Here is a 14,574-nt window from a genome sequence, read left to right on the forward strand (position 1 = left end):
CACAATAAATTCACTACAATACCATTTCCTCAAACAAGCGTTGGGCGGTTTGTTCCAAATCATCACACAATCCCGGATGCGGTCTTGAAGTCTGAATCGCCGAACTCCGAAGAGCTGTCAACCAACGAAAACGGGATGGAATGTCGAATTGTGCTATTGGTCCACCCGATTTTTCCCCATGTCCCACTTTCTCGAATGCCTGTAAGTTTAAATGCAATTGTTCTAAATCTAAATCGGCTGAAAACAATTGAAGCTTCACTTCGTTAAACGAACAGAGTACTTTTATAAACTTGGCTTTTTTACAAAATAGAATAATACCCACATTGAGGAATTCTTCGCGTTCTACCCTTGGTACAACCCGGATTACGGCATACTCATATAAGTGTTTCTCGTGCATTTTGGGCTTCATTTATAAAAATTTCAGAATGGTTTAAGCGTATGGATAAAAACTGGAAATAGACTTCCCGAATCGCTTCGGGAGTTTCATCCGAATCTTCCCATTGCAGCCACTCCGTTGGAATAAGATTGACAATGGATTGCAGCACTTCGTTACTTAGTATTTTTTTGAATATCACGTCTGTTTCTTTCAACAGAGAAGCTTGCGGCAACAATACATGGTCTTTTATTAGTGCAAAAGGACTTTGTACATACGTTTTCCAATTGGTCCACGAATGGTGAAAATAAAGACTTGCACCGTGATCAATCAGCCATAATTCTTTGTGCCAAATCAACATGTTGGTGTTTCTGAAGGTTCGGTCTACATTGGTAATAAAAGCATCCAGCCAAACAATTTGGGAAGCTAATTTTGCATCAACCACCGTCACAACAGGATCAAAATTTATAGCTCCCGATAAATAATGCAAAGCCAAATTAAGTCCCTGACTTCCTTGAAGCAAATCCTGAATTTCTTCATCGCCTTCTGAGCGACCAAAAGCTTCGTCGAGATTTGCATAAACGAGTTCCGGCATTTTTAGATTTAAAACACGGGCTATTTCTCCGCCTATTAATTCGGCAATTAAGGCTTTTACGCCATGACCGGCACCTTTGAATTTCAATACATATTTAAAATCATCATCGGCTTCAGCAAGCGCAGGTAAAGAACCGCCTTCCCGCAACGGAGTGATGTATCGCGTAACATTTACGGTTCTAAGATGGGGTATTTTTTCCATAATCAAATTGGATAAAGCTATTTTGCTTAGGTACAAACTTACAAATAAGTGGGATAAAATTCATTTATAAGCACTATTTACTCAAATTTTCCAGACTCAAAAAGGCTTTTCCAATATTTGTAATAACATCAGAAGCAATAAAGGATTGATAACCGGTTTCGGGTAGCGCAATATCAGCAGTTAGTCCGTGCAGATAAACGCCAAGTATTGCAGCGTTTATTGGTTCATAGGATTGTGCCAATAAACTGGTAATCATTCCCGTCAAAACATCTCCGGTTCCTGCAGTAGCCAAAGCTGCATTTCCTGTAGTGTTTCCGTAGATTGTATCTCCATCGATGATTCGGGTTGGTGCGCCTTTCATCACAATAATCAGGTTATACTCTTTCGAAAAAGTGATTGATTTTTCGAGTTTTTCAGCATCGGAATTCCATTTTCCTATTAAGCGTTCCAATTCTTTGGGATGTGGCGAGATGATGGTTTTGGGTTGTAATAAAGGAAGCCATTCTTTGTTTTTGGATAAAATATTCAACGCATCTGCATCGATTACCAAAGGGATTTTATTCGTTTGTAGCAATTTATAAACAGCTTGTTGCGTTTCGATTTCCAGACCTAAACCCGGTCCTATTCCTATGGCTTGTGGTGTGATATCAAAAATGATATTGGAGATGAATTTTTCCTGATTGTCTGTTATAACCATGACTTCTGGAATGGCGATTTGAAGAATATCGTAGCCACATTTTGGTATAAAAACCGTGACTAATCCACAGCCGGTTTTCAAGCAAGCTTTGGAGGAAAGACAAACGGCTCCCATTTTTCCATAACTTCCACCAATTATAATCGCATGCCCCTGAATTCCTTTGTGGGTGTACTGATCAGGTTGTTTATACCGTTTTAGAATTTCTTTTTGGTGGATGTAAATTGGATTCATCATGGAATTTGTTTGTCTAAAAATACATATTTAAAATGAAACAGATTCGTTAATTGTAACCCAAATTCCCTAGCCCTGATTACTTCACTTTTCTTTTATTTTAATTGGAGTTCAGTGAACTTGGTTTGCAACGGAAATCCTTTTACACGCCTTTTCGGCTGATAAAAGATTAAAGTTAGGACACGAGCGAAGCGAACTGACTAAGTAAATAGCTCCTGAAAACTAGGCTTCTTTTTTTATTTTTAATTTATTTACTGAAGCATTCAATTCAAAACCCAGCAGTAATATCATACAGTTGATCCAAATGTAAAACATCAGTATTAATAAGGTTCCAATAGAGCCATATAATTCATTGTATTTTGAGAATCGTACTACCCAAATACCAAAAACATACGAATCCAAAAGAATCAATATTGTAGTAAATACGGAGCCTATCGAGATAAAAGCCCTGTTTTTGTCGTGTTTTGTGCCAAACTTGAAAAGTATCGAGGTTGTCATCAAAAGCATTAAAATTATAAATACATATCTTCCTAAAATGATCAATTGAACCTGATCGTTAAATACGGTTTTTTGAATAAATACCTCAAAAATTACTATTATTGCTACGGTTACTATCAAAAGTAATGACAGTAATAATGACATGCCTAAAGCGACAATGTATTGGTGCACAAATCCTCTTTTGATGAGGACATGACGCGAGGATTCAAAGCCGCCCAAAATTCCATTCAGTCCATTTGCCATCAAGAAAATAGACAATATAAAACCCGAAGACAATAATCCGGAATGACTGTTATTGAGAATATCATTGATGATTTTATAAATAGCTTCATAGGTATTTGGAGGTACTCCTTCCCTCACAAATTGAAGAAAATCATCTTGAAAACCTAAAATTGGAATGTATGGAATAAGATTTAATATGAACAGCGCAAAGGGAAATAATGCCATAAAGAAACTAAATGCAATCGCACTTGCATGATAAGTCAAGGCGCTTTCGACAATTCCTAATCCGTACAATTCCAAAAGATCATACAACGATAATCCCTGTAACCATGGGAGTTTTATCTTTTTTAACCCACGGGCAAGATTCCGTATTACGGGAATTTTTTCTAGTCTCTGTTCTATTTCTTTACTCATATTGCTTTTAAGCTCAAATCCATATTATAGACAGAATGCGTTAAGGCTCCGGACGAAATATAATCTACACCACATTCCGCATAAAGACCAATTGTTTCTTCATTGATATTCCCTGAAGATTCGGTTTGGCATTTATCTCCTATCAAAGCGACTGCTTTTCGGGTATCTTCATAATTGAAGTTGTCTATCAAAATTCTATAAACGCCTTCGCTTTCTAATATTTCTTTGATTTCATCCAAGTTCCTAGCTTCGACAATGATTTTTAGATCCAGATTATTTTCTTTGAGATAGGTTTTAGTTTTGGCTATGGCCAAAGTAATTCCGCCTGCAAAATCATTGTGATTGTCCTTGAGCATAATCATGTCATACAAAGCAAAACGGTGGTTTTCGCCTCCGCCAATTTTCACTGCCCATTTCTCACAAGCTCTGAAACCGGGTGTTGTTTTACGCGTGTCAAGGATTTTAGTTCCCGTTCCTTCCAGAAGCTGAACATATTCTTTGGTTTTAGTAGCAATTGCAGACATTCTTTGCATCGAATTTAAAACTACCCGTTCCGATTTTAAGATGGATTGTGAACTTCCCGAAACATGAAAAACAACATCCCCCTTTTTTACTGGAGTTCCGTCCTGAATAAATGTATCTATTTGCAAATTAAAATCTACATACTCGAAAACCATTTTGGCGAAAGCTACACCGGCAATAATACCATCTTCTTTTACAAGCAACTTCGCTTTTCCGGTTGCCGTTGTAGGAATACAAGCCAAAGAGCTGTAATCACCAGGGCCAATATCTTCCCGAATGGCGTTTTTTATCAGTATTTGTAACTCGTTTTTGAACTGTGCTTCGCTAATCATTTTATAGGAAATTTATTGGAATGCTAAAGTAAGATTTATTTTGTGGATTTAAAAATATGTGCGCTTTGTTCTTAAGAAAAGAAACAAATTAATCTGTTTTCAATAAAGTATTGTGTAGTCTGAAAGACTGAGACTGTAATAGAATGTTGAGCTAGAAATTCTGAACATTAACATTTAACTATCAAGAGATTGAAACCATTTAAATCAGATATTTTATTTTGGTTTATAGTATTAAAATCCTATATTTGAGTTTAGTAACAAAAAAAAACTGACTATGAAATCTTTTTTAAGCCTTCTTTTTGTATCCTCAATACTATTGATTTCTTGCAAAAAAGAAATCGAACTTCAAAATAGTACTAGTCCAGCAAACATAGTTCCCTTTACTGAAGTTGGTAAACAAATGCGTAGTCAAGCTTCAATACCTTCTCAAGAACAGCAAAATACTAATGCGGTCGATCAAAATCAAGCTTCGACAACTCCTATTCCTGTTGCCAAAGGAATAAATCCAGCACACGGTCAACCTGGTCATCGTTGCGATATTCCTGTTGGAGCTCCATTAAATTCTCCTGTAGCTTCAGCTAAAAATACTCCCGAAACACAGCAAATAACTTCCCCACAAAATCAGTCGGTTTCTACTAGTCCAGCTGCTACAACACCAACAGTAACAACGCCTACTCCTGAGGGAATGAACCCACCACACGGTCAAACAAACCACAGATGTGATATTGCTGTTGGAGCACCGTTGCCAAAATCATAATTTAAAATAAGGCCAAAAAACATGAAAGATGACTGAAAAAACTAAGTACTATGCAAAAGCAGAAATGCTAATTAGAAAACCCATCGAAGACGTTTTTCAGGCATTTATAAATCCAGAAATTACGACTAAATTTTGGTTTACTAAAAGTTCAGGAAAACTTGAAGAAGGAAAAGAAACACAGTGGACTTGGGAAATGTACAACCACTCTATTTCGGTTAGGACCAAAACGATAGAACTGAATAAAAAAATAGTAATGGAATGGGGAAACTATGATAAAATCACTACTGTGGAATGGATATTTAAAAATCTAGGCGAAGCGGGAACTTTTGTAAGCATTGTCAATACAGGATTTCAGGGTGATACAGAAAAAATCATTGCACAACTACGCGATTCAACAGAAGGATTTACATTAGTTTTAGCGGGATTAAAAGCCTATTTGGAACACAATATTGAGCTAAATTTAATTTCAGACCGATTCCCAAAGGAACTTAATGAATAAATAATAAATGGTGCATAGCACAAAGAATAACTACCGCTATCTTCTAACAAAACACGAAGAAAATCTTAAAAAAAGCTCCTCAAACATTCTGATAAACGGATGTCGAGTAGCTTTTTTTTATTAACATACAATCACAAAACAACTGATTTACAATTAATTAACACAAATCACTTTTAGATTAACTTTTTATTTTCAACTAATTTTGTACTTTTAATATCCCAAAATATTTGCTTAATTTCAAATGATTTAATCTCATTTTTTTTCCTATTTTGTAATTTTAAGTCCAATATAAATAAAAACTATTTTATGGAAAATAAAAAAATAATTACCCAAAAAATTACACCCTGTTTATGGTTTAATGATAATGCAGATGAAGCAGTAACTTTTTATGCTTCCATTTTTAAAAATTCAACAATTGGAAAAGCAACACATTACGGGAAAAATGCACCCTTGCCAGAAGGAACTGTTTTAACGATTCCCTTTCAATTAGACGGAGAAGATTTCCTCGCTTTGAATGGCGGACCGTTATTTACTTTTTCAGAAGCCATTTCATTCATTGTTAATTGTGAAAACCAACCAGAGATTGATACGTTTTGGGAAAAACTTTCTGAAGGCGGACAAATTCAACAATGTGGTTGGCTAAAAGATAAATTTGGAGTTTCTTGGCAAATCGTGCCTGTTGCATTAGCCGAAATGATGCAAAGCGATGATAATGAAAAATCAAACCGAGTGATGCAGGCGATCATGCAAATGGTAAAAATTGATATTGAAAAGCTAGAAACAGCCTATAATGGCTAGAACATTAGAATGAAACCTTAATAAAAAGTAAAACAAAGAAATTATCATATAATTTAAAAACAAATAAAATGGCACGAGTAAGCACGTATCTCAATTTCCCTCGCAACACGGAGGAAGCGTTTAATTTTTATAAATCTGTATTTGGAGGAGAATTTAGCGGTGGCGGAATAGCGCGATTCAAAGACATTCCACCAACAGAAGGAATGCCTCCAATTGATGAAAATGATAAAAATCTAATCATGCACATCGAATTGCCAATTGTTGGCGGACATATTTTGATGGCAACTGACGCTCCTGAATCAATGGGATTTAAAGTAAATTTCGGAAATAACTTTTATATCAATTTGGAACCAGACACAAAAGCTGAAACGAAAAGATTATTTGTTGCATTAGCCGCTGAAGGAACAATAACTATGGAACTTCAAATCATGTTCTGGGGTGCCTATTACGGAAGCTGCACCGATAAATTTGGTGTTCAATGGATGTTTAACTGTGTTGAAAAAACAGAATAATTTAAGAAATGGAAAATAATGATAAAACATTGATAACAGTAGAAACTGTAGTTAATGCACCAATAGAAACCGTTTGGGATAAGTGGACAAATCCTGAAGATATTGTAAAATGGAACAATGCTTCTGATGACTGGCACACAACCAGAGCTGAAAATGATTTGAAAGTTGGAGGTAAATTTGTTTCAAGAATGGAAGCTAAAGACGGCAGTATGGGGTTTGACTTCAGTGGAACTTATGACACTATAAAACGAAATGAACTGATTGAATATACCGCTGATGACAATAGAAAAGTAAAAATTAGTTTTTCTGATGCTGATGATAAGACCAAAATTATTGAAGTCTTTGAAGCCGAAAATGAAAACCCAATAGCCATGCAAGAATCGGGTTGGCAATCTATATTGAATAATTTCAAAGAATACACCGAATCAAAATTGTAAAAAAATCAAGAACTAGCGCTAGAAAGTCCATTTACATGGGCTTTTTTTGTTCATCAAATGCAATATCAATTTTCTATCTTTGCGCCTCTGAAATTCCACAAAATGAACATTAAACTTATTGCTATTGGCAAAACTGATAACAAAGCTTTACAATCTTTGATAGACGATTACACCAAGCGTTTGTCTTTTTATATCAAATTTGATCTGGATATTATCCCTGATATCAAAAACGTAAAAAACCTGTCCGAAAGTCAGCAGAAAGAGAAAGAAGGCGAATTGATTTTGGCAAAAATAACACCAACTGACCAACTCATTTTATTGGACGAAAATGGAAAAAACTTTTCCAGTGTTGGTTTTTCAGAAGAACTACAAAAAAAAATGAACTCAGGCGTTAAGACTTTGGTTTTTGTAATTGGTGGTCCTTATGGATTTTCGGAAACGGTGTATGAAAAAGCACAAGGGAAAATTTCGCTTTCGCTAATGACTTTTTCACACCAAATGGTTCGGTTATTTTTTATAGAGCAATTGTATCGCGGTTTTACAATTTTGAGGAATGAACCCTATCATCATCAGTAAAAAGCTTTATGTTTTCAATCGCCGTTTTCAATTTAAAAACAACATTTTTTGTATTTACCTTTTCCAAAAACAGGTAAATATATCATCCTATCTAAAAAAATTAAAGATAAAATATTAATCTATTTTTTTTTGTAAATAAACATAAACAATTGTAAATAAATATTTTAACATATATTTATTTGCGTTTTAATCTTAAAAGGTTAATTTTATAATTGCATTACAGTGTGCTACACTAAAAGCCTATTAAATAGAAACTTTACTAGAATTACATATTTTTTTTAAATGCATTATTTTATTTTACTAATCTTTAAAAAATTTTACTATGAAACGTTCCATTAGATTTTTAGTCACTATTATCATTTTATCAGGTTTATTTTCTTGCGATGATAATGATTCTACTCCATCACCAGTTATAGTAACTTTTAATGCGACTTTAAATGGTACAAGCGAAGTACCTCCTAATGCTTCTACAGCTACTGGAGCTGCCGTGCTTAAATTTAATAAAACTACAAAAATATTCACATTAACAGTGACATATAGCGGTTTAACTCCCACTGCTGGACATATTCATAGAGGTGCAGTAGGAGCAGCTCCAGCCAATAATATAATCTTTCCTCTTACTAGTTTAGTCTCTCCAATAACTTACACAAGTCCAGTTTTGAATACAACTCAAGAAGCGGATCTTATTGCCAATCTTTATTATGTAAACTTACATACTACTGCATTTCCTACTGGAGAAATAAGAGGACAACTTATCACAACTAATCCAGCAGGTACCGGTGGCGGAGGTGGCGGTGGAGGCGGTTATTAAATAACAATTTCTCACCTTATAAAACTAAAGGCTTTCTTTCGTAAAAAGAAAGCCTTCTTCATTTTTAAAATCATAGTATCAACAATAAAATCAGTAGAATTATGCTTTTAATGATTCTTTTAATCTTTTTTAAGTATCAGATAAAATTGTTTTCTGCCAGTGGACAAAATCTGAATTAACCATAACTAGTTCCAGTTCTGATTTTTGAAGTTGGTAATTTATTTAAATACTTTTTACCTAATTATTTTTTTTTTAACAAATAAAATATTGAAAATCAAGTTTTTAACTTATAATTGATGAGTTTTTGGTTTTAAAAATTTAATTTTATAGTTTCTAATCGCAAGGTTTTCTTCTAAACCTAATTAAATATAAAAACGTTACGAAATTACATAGCTTTTTTAATAGTATGTGTTTCAATTTTTTAACCTTTTAAATATTTTATCATGAAACGTTCTATTCGATTTTTAGCTATTTTCATCATTTTATCAGGTTTAGTTTCATGCGATAATGTTGATACTCCTGCTCCTCTACTTGTTCTTGATCCTGTCAAAGTTCTTGATCCTGTTCCTGTTCCATTTACAGCAATCTTTAATGCTACTTTAAATGGTGCAAGCGAAGTACCTTCTAATACTTCTACAGCCACTGGCAGTGCAGTGCTTGCGTTTAATACAACTACAAAAATATTTTCATTAACAGTAACATACAATGGTCTGACTCCCACTGAAGGACATATTCATGTAGGGACTACAGGAGTTGCTGGACCGATTGTCTTTGCTCTTACTGGTTTAACCTCACCAATAACTTACACAAGTCCTCCATTAACTACGGCACAGGAAGCAGATCTTAAAGAAGGTCGTTATTATGTAAACTTACATACTACGGCATTTCCCGGTGGAGAGATAAGAGGCCAATTTGACAATCTTGCATGCGAAGGATGTTGGGATTATTAAACCGTAATTTTTTAACTTATAAAACTAAAGGCTTTCTTTTTGCAAAAGAAAGCCTTTAGTTTTTAAAATATTCAACCAACAATAAAATCAGTAAAATGAGCTTTTGTTGTTCTTTTAGCCTTTTTTAAGGACCAAATAATATTGTTTTCTTCTAGTAAATAAACTCCGTATTAACCATAACTAATTCCAGTTTTGATTTTATAAGTTTTAAACTTTGAATGAAAATTTTATGTTGTAGGTAATTTCCAAAATTTAAGTCTTTGCCAAAACAAAATACATATTTATTAGGTTTATGGCTTGGTAATTTATTTAAATACTCTTCTAATTCTTCTCTTTTTACAGCTACATTATCAACTAAAATCTCATTGTTTTTGGTAAAAAAGACAACAATTCCTGACTTCGGTTTTTCTAATTTGTAATACACATTTGTAAAAGGAACAAAGGCTAAGTTTTTACCAATAGTATCGGCATACGAATAATAATTTTGTGCTAATTCATTTTTATGAGCCTTTTCTTCACGCTTTTTTTGCTGCAGTTTCATTACTCCAGGAATTACCAATCGCAAAGGCAAACGCTTGTCAATATTGAAAATCCAATTGGTAGAAATTATACTGTTTTTTCTATTTACCTCTGCCAAAGTATCTTTTCCTTTTATTCTAAAAAAAATATAGATTGGCGAATGATCTTCTACATTTTTCACAATAGTTACATTGGCTTTTGGCAATAAAATATCTTCTTTATTCCCGCAAGAAAAAAAGAAACAAAGGATAATCAGACTAAAATATTTCATGTTACAGATTGATTTTATTAAATAGGGAAACACATTCCATCGCTTCTTTTACATCATGAACACGAAGGATTTTTGCTCCTTTAGTCAATGCTAAAGTATTTAAAACCGTGGTTCCGTTTAAAGCCTGTTCTGCATTAGAGTTCAGCGTTTTATAAATCATTGACTTTCTGGAAATTCCTATCAGCATCGGTAATTCTAATAGGCTAAATAATTCCATTTTTTGAAAGACTTCGTAATTTTGTTCCAGTGTTTTGGCAAAGCCAAAACCAGGATCAATAATTAAATCATTGATTCCAAAACTTCTTGCTTTGGCAATTCGTTCCGAAAAATAGAATACCATTTCTTTTACAATATCGTCATAAATTGTGAGTGTTTGCATCGTCTGAGGATTTCCTCGCATGTGCATCATAATATAAGGAACATTGTATTTTGCAATTATCTCAAACATTTTTTTATCCAGATTTCCTGCAGCAATATCGTTGATGATGGCTGCGCCGCTTTCGATGGAAACCTTTGCCACTTCGCTTCTAAAAGTGTCAATCGAAATAAACGTTTCCGGAAAACTTTTTAGAATCAAATTAATGGCAGGGACAATTCTTGAAATTTCTTCTTGTTCCGAAACAAATTCGGCACTGGGCTTACTGGAATAAGCGCCTAAATCAATGAAAGTAGCTCCGTCAATAAGCATTTTTTCAACCCGAGAAAGTATTTCGTTATCATTTTTGTACTTTCCACCATCAAAAAAAGAGTTGGGTGTAACATTCAAAATACCCATTACTTTGGGAGTTGATAAGTCGATGAGTTGCCCTTTGCAGTTAATAGTCATTTGTTTACAGTTTTAAAGACTTCAAAATTCTACATTCAAAAAAAATATGCTATTTTTGAAAAAATTTTAGACAAATATACACCAATAATGAAGAATACTTCAAAGGAATATGATACTGTGATTGCGCTTTGTCGTTCGCTGTTTATCAACAAAATGAAAGATTATGGATGTGCATGGCGTATTTTAAGATTGCCATCATTGACTGACCAAATCTACATTAAAGCCCAAAGAATAAGAAGTTTACAAGAAAATGAAGTTCGTAAAATTGACGAAGATGAAACGGGTGAATTCATCGGGATTATCAATTATTCCATCATGGCACTAATCCAATTGGAATTAGGCGTTGTTGAGCAACCCGATTTAGAGGTTTCAAGAGCAACCGAATTATACGATGCCAAAGTTAAACTGACCAAAGATTTAATGGAAGCTAAAAATCATGATTACGGGGAAGCTTGGCGCGACATGCGTGTGAGTTCACTAACGGACTTGATTTTGCAAAAACTGCTTCGTGTCAAGCAGATAGAAGACAATAAAGGAAAAACATTGGTTTCTGAAGGCATTGATGCCAATTATCAGGATATGATTAATTATTCGATTTTTGCATTGATTTTAATGGGTTTTGGAAATAAAAATTAAAATATAACTATGAAAAATATAATTACTCAATTCTCCCGAATTTTCGTTGGAATATTATTTATCATTTCGGGATTAATAAAGCTGAACGACCCAATTGGTTTTTCTTATAAACTGGCGGAGTATTTTGGCGAGCCCGTTTTCAACATGCCTTTTTTAGTGCCATTTGCATTAGCGATTGCTTTGTTTTTGGTTATTCTTGAAGTTGTTCTGGGTGTTATGTTGCTCATTGGCTACAAATCAAAATTTACGATTAACAGTTTGTTGTTATTGATTGTGTTTTTCACTTTCCTTACCTTTTATTCTGCCTATTTTGATGTTGTCAGAGACTGTGGTTGTTTTGGCGATGCCTTGCATATTACTCCGTGGCAATCCTTTACTAAAGATGTCGTTTTATTATTTTTTATTCTGATTCTGTTTTTCAATAGAAAATTGGTGAAACCTTTATTTGGAAATACAGTTCAAAATATATTGGCTTTTGCAAGTATCGCTCTATGTGCTTTTATGGGCTATTGGGTTATCAATCATTTACCTATAATCGATTTTCGTCCGTATAAAGTAGGAACCAATATCCAAAAAGGAATGAGAATTCCTGATAATGCACCAAAAAGTGTAGTCGAAATGGTTTTCATTTATAAAGTAAATGGTGTCGACAAAGAATTTAGTGAAAAAGATTTAATGGCGCTACCTGAAGGAGCCACTTTTGTAGACAGAAAAGACAAAGTAATTACAGAAGGTTACGTCCCTCCTATTCATGATTTTGCTATGGAAAAAGAAGGATCTGATTATAAAGAGGAGTTCTTAAATGAGCCAAAATTAGTCATGATTGTTGCTTATGATTTAGTTCATGCAGATAAAGCAGGTTTAATTAAATTGGAAAAATTGAATCAGGAAGCTAAAGCAAAAGGATATAAAGTAATAGGAATGACAGCTTCTTCACCGGAAGAAATTGCCAAATCAAAAAAGGAATTCGGAATGACATTCGATTTTTATTTCTGCGATGCTACAGCTTTAAAAACGATCGAAAGAGCTAATCCTAGCATTGTAATCCTTGAAAAAGGAACCATTTTACAAAAAGTACATTATAATGATATTGCAAATTTGAAGCTCTAAATAAAAGTTTAATATTTTATTTTAAAGGTTTAAAGTTACTGAAAAAGGTAATTTTAAACCTTTAACTATTTTAAATATCCATATAAATCTGGTCTCAAAACTAATAAATTGGTTCGTTTTGAATTTCCTACTTTTAATTTATTTCAACAAACACTCTATTTAACAGCGAACTATTACGATTTCACTACTTTTAACATTATAAAAAAATCATTTTTTGTGACATAACCGTTAACTATTCAAAATTCGTCAATCTCTATTCCCCAATCAAATTGTTTGTTTAACTTTGTTCCAAATTATTAAAAATGAAAAAAATATTCGTTTTATTCATCGCTTTCGTTACATTTTCTTGTACGCAAGCTCAAAAAACAGCATTTTCAAAAGAAGCGTTATCAGAAACATTATTGTCAACTGATGGAAGCCAAGTTGCTTTTAAGAATATTTTAAAAAAATACAAAGGCAAAACTTTGGTAATTGAAGTTTGGGCTTCATGGTGCGGAGATTGTGTAAAAGCAATGCCGAAAATTAAAGAATTACAGGCTACTAATCCTGATGTGGCCTATGTCTTTATTTCTATGGACAAAGCTGCCGATAAATGGAAAGTTGGGATTGAAAAACACGAATTAAAAGGAAACCATTTCATGGCAAATGACCAAATGAAAGGTGTTTTTGGAAAAGCAATTGATTTGGATTGGATTCCAAGATACATTATCATTGACAAAACAGGAAAAATAGTTTTATATCGTGCGATAGAAACTGATTTTGACTTAATAAATGAAACTTTAAAAAAACTGAAATAATAGCCGTATTCATTTCAAAAAAACTACCTAACTAAAATAAAAAACAACAAAATGAGAAAGAAGATTGTAGCAGGAAACTGGAAAATGCATAAAAACGCAGAACAGACTGAAGATTTATTGAATGAATTAATTGCAAAAATCCCAACAGAAACTAAAGCACAAGTAATTGTAGCTCCAACTTTCGTAAACTTGGCTTCTGCAGTTGATCATTTAGAGTTTACAAATATTGATGTGGCTGCTCAAAATGTACATCAAGCTGAAAGTGGTGCTTTTACAGGCGAAATTTCTGCTGATATGCTTAAAAGTGTTGGTGTAAATATCGTAATTCTTGGACATTCAGAGCGTAGAGCAATTTTTAATGAGACTGATGCTTTAATTGCAAGTAAAGTAAATACAGCTTTAGAACATGACATGACTGTTATTTTCTGTTTTGGTGAAGAATTGAAAGACCGTCAATCTAAAAACCATTTCAATATTGTTGAAAATCAATTGCGTGATGGTTTGTTTCAGATTGAAGCAAAAGACTGGGCAAATGTTGTTTTAGCATACGAGCCAGTTTGGGCAATTGGAACTGGAGAAACAGCTTCTCCTGAACAAGCACAGGAAATGCACGAATTCATCAGAGAAACTGTACGTAAAGCTTTTGGAAGCGACATCGCTGATGATGTTTCAATTCTTTACGGAGGAAGTGTAAAACCAGAAAATGCAAAAGAAATTTTCTCTAAACCTGACGTAGACGGTGGTCTTATTGGTGGAGCTGCCCTAAAAGCAGATGATTTTGTAGCAATTGTAAACGCTATTTAATAACTCATATTACACTTTACAAATAGAATCCTCAATTACAAATGTAGTTGGGGATTCTTTTTATCCAATTGTCTAGTCCTGAAATAGTGATACAGGATTAATAAAAATAAAAATACAATTTTTAAACAGTAGTAAGCAACAGTTTACTACTGTTTTTTATTTTATAGGTTCTCATTTTAATTTGTT

At 33.5% G+C, this 14,574-nt stretch carries 19 protein-coding genes; 12 read left to right on the forward strand and 7 right to left on the reverse strand.

All coding sequences use genetic code 11. The features are described from left to right. Positions 1–13 precede the first annotated feature (13 nt). The 5 genes from ACM55K_RS16885 to nadC all read right to left on the reverse strand — a co-directional run bounded on the left by ACM55K_RS16885 (position 14) and on the right by nadC (position 4,085). The gene (locus tag ACM55K_RS16885; RefSeq protein ID WP_416851467.1) at positions 14–397 is read right to left on the reverse strand and encodes a DUF3037 domain-containing protein; all 384 of its coding nucleotides are present in this window, start codon (positions 395–397) and stop codon (positions 14–16) included. Next, positions 375–1,169, reverse strand: coding sequence for a HipA family kinase (locus tag ACM55K_RS16890; protein ID WP_416851468.1), 795 nt, complete (start codon positions 1,167–1,169; stop codon positions 375–377). The genes ACM55K_RS16885 and ACM55K_RS16890 overlap by 23 nt, the downstream gene beginning before the upstream one ends. A gap of 73 nt (positions 1,170–1,242) precedes the next feature. Then, positions 1,243–2,100 (reverse strand): NAD(P)H-hydrate dehydratase, encoded by an 858-nt coding sequence (locus ACM55K_RS16895; RefSeq protein ID WP_416851469.1) that lies wholly within the window; start codon positions 2,098–2,100, stop codon positions 1,243–1,245. 219 nt (positions 2,101–2,319) lie between these two features. After that, a complete protein-coding gene (locus ACM55K_RS16900; RefSeq protein ID WP_416851470.1) occupies positions 2,320–3,231 on the reverse strand; it encodes a YihY/virulence factor BrkB family protein in 912 nt (303 codons plus the stop codon). Next, on the reverse strand, positions 3,228–4,085 hold the full coding sequence (gene nadC, locus ACM55K_RS16905; RefSeq protein WP_416851471.1) for a carboxylating nicotinate-nucleotide diphosphorylase: 858 nt from the start codon (positions 4,083–4,085) through the stop codon (positions 3,228–3,230). The genes ACM55K_RS16900 and nadC overlap by 4 nt, the downstream gene beginning before the upstream one ends. 274 nt (positions 4,086–4,359) lie before the next feature. On the opposite strand from nadC, the gene ACM55K_RS16910 reads away from it, so the two are divergent. The 8 genes from ACM55K_RS16910 to ACM55K_RS16945 all read left to right on the forward strand — a co-directional run bounded on the left by ACM55K_RS16910 (position 4,360) and on the right by ACM55K_RS16945 (position 9,425). After that, the gene (locus tag ACM55K_RS16910; RefSeq protein ID WP_416851472.1) at positions 4,360–4,842 is read left to right on the forward strand and encodes a hypothetical protein; all 483 of its coding nucleotides are present in this window, start codon (positions 4,360–4,362) and stop codon (positions 4,840–4,842) included. A 28-nt stretch (positions 4,843–4,870) separates the two neighbouring features. Next, on the forward strand, positions 4,871–5,341 hold the full coding sequence (locus ACM55K_RS16915; protein ID WP_416851473.1) for an SRPBCC family protein: 471 nt from the start codon (positions 4,871–4,873) through the stop codon (positions 5,339–5,341). 306 nt (positions 5,342–5,647) lie between these two features. Beyond that, the gene (locus tag ACM55K_RS16920; protein WP_416851474.1) at positions 5,648–6,139 is read left to right on the forward strand and encodes a VOC family protein; all 492 of its coding nucleotides are present in this window, start codon (positions 5,648–5,650) and stop codon (positions 6,137–6,139) included. A 68-nt stretch (positions 6,140–6,207) separates the two neighbouring features. Then, complete coding sequence (locus ACM55K_RS16925) at positions 6,208–6,651, forward strand: VOC family protein (protein ID WP_416851475.1); 444 nt, start codon at positions 6,208–6,210, stop codon at positions 6,649–6,651. Positions 6,652–6,659: 8 nt separating this feature from the next. Beyond that, positions 6,660–7,088: an SRPBCC family protein gene (locus ACM55K_RS16930; protein ID WP_416851477.1), complete on the forward strand. Its 429-nt coding sequence runs from the start codon at positions 6,660–6,662 to the stop codon at positions 7,086–7,088. A 102-nt stretch (positions 7,089–7,190) separates the two neighbouring features. Further along, positions 7,191–7,664, forward strand: coding sequence for a 23S rRNA (pseudouridine(1915)-N(3))-methyltransferase RlmH (gene rlmH, locus ACM55K_RS16935; RefSeq protein WP_416851478.1), 474 nt, complete (start codon positions 7,191–7,193; stop codon positions 7,662–7,664). Positions 7,665–7,986: 322 nt separating this feature from the next. Further along, complete coding sequence (locus tag ACM55K_RS16940) at positions 7,987–8,475, forward strand: CHRD domain-containing protein (protein ID WP_416851480.1); 489 nt, start codon at positions 7,987–7,989, stop codon at positions 8,473–8,475. A 443-nt stretch (positions 8,476–8,918) separates the two neighbouring features. Then, positions 8,919–9,425: a CHRD domain-containing protein gene (locus ACM55K_RS16945; RefSeq protein ID WP_416851482.1), complete on the forward strand. Its 507-nt coding sequence runs from the start codon at positions 8,919–8,921 to the stop codon at positions 9,423–9,425. A gap of 151 nt (positions 9,426–9,576) precedes the next feature. Here the strand turns inward: ACM55K_RS16945 and ACM55K_RS16950 are convergent, their stop codons facing one another. Both ACM55K_RS16950 and folP read right to left on the reverse strand, forming a co-directional pair. After that, positions 9,577–10,215: a hypothetical protein gene (locus ACM55K_RS16950; RefSeq protein WP_416851484.1), complete on the reverse strand. Its 639-nt coding sequence runs from the start codon at positions 10,213–10,215 to the stop codon at positions 9,577–9,579. A gap of 1 nt (position 10,216) precedes the next feature. After that, the gene (gene folP / locus ACM55K_RS16955) at positions 10,217–11,041 is read right to left on the reverse strand and encodes a dihydropteroate synthase (RefSeq protein ID WP_416851486.1); all 825 of its coding nucleotides are present in this window, start codon (positions 11,039–11,041) and stop codon (positions 10,217–10,219) included. A gap of 87 nt (positions 11,042–11,128) precedes the next feature. Here folP and ACM55K_RS16960 point away from each other — a divergent pair, with 87 nt between their 5' ends. The 4 genes from ACM55K_RS16960 (at position 11,129) to tpiA (ending at position 14,388) form a co-directional block, all read left to right on the forward strand. After that, the gene (locus tag ACM55K_RS16960) at positions 11,129–11,677 is read left to right on the forward strand and encodes a DUF1599 domain-containing protein (RefSeq protein WP_416851487.1); all 549 of its coding nucleotides are present in this window, start codon (positions 11,129–11,131) and stop codon (positions 11,675–11,677) included. A 9-nt stretch (positions 11,678–11,686) separates the two neighbouring features. Further along, complete coding sequence (locus tag ACM55K_RS16965) at positions 11,687–12,787, forward strand: BT_3928 family protein (protein WP_416851489.1); 1,101 nt, start codon at positions 11,687–11,689, stop codon at positions 12,785–12,787. A gap of 302 nt (positions 12,788–13,089) precedes the next feature. Continuing rightward, entirely contained in the window at positions 13,090–13,584 is a 495-nt protein-coding gene (locus ACM55K_RS16970; RefSeq protein ID WP_416851491.1) for a TlpA family protein disulfide reductase, read from the forward strand. Positions 13,585–13,635: 51 nt separating this feature from the next. Further along, positions 13,636–14,388, forward strand: coding sequence for a triose-phosphate isomerase (tpiA, locus tag ACM55K_RS16975; protein ID WP_416851493.1), 753 nt, complete (start codon positions 13,636–13,638; stop codon positions 14,386–14,388). Positions 14,389–14,574 lie beyond the last annotated feature (186 nt).

The organism is Flavobacterium arabinosi, from assembly GCF_048158725.1.
Lineage (GTDB): Bacteria > Bacteroidota > Bacteroidia > Flavobacteriales > Flavobacteriaceae > Flavobacterium > Flavobacterium arabinosi.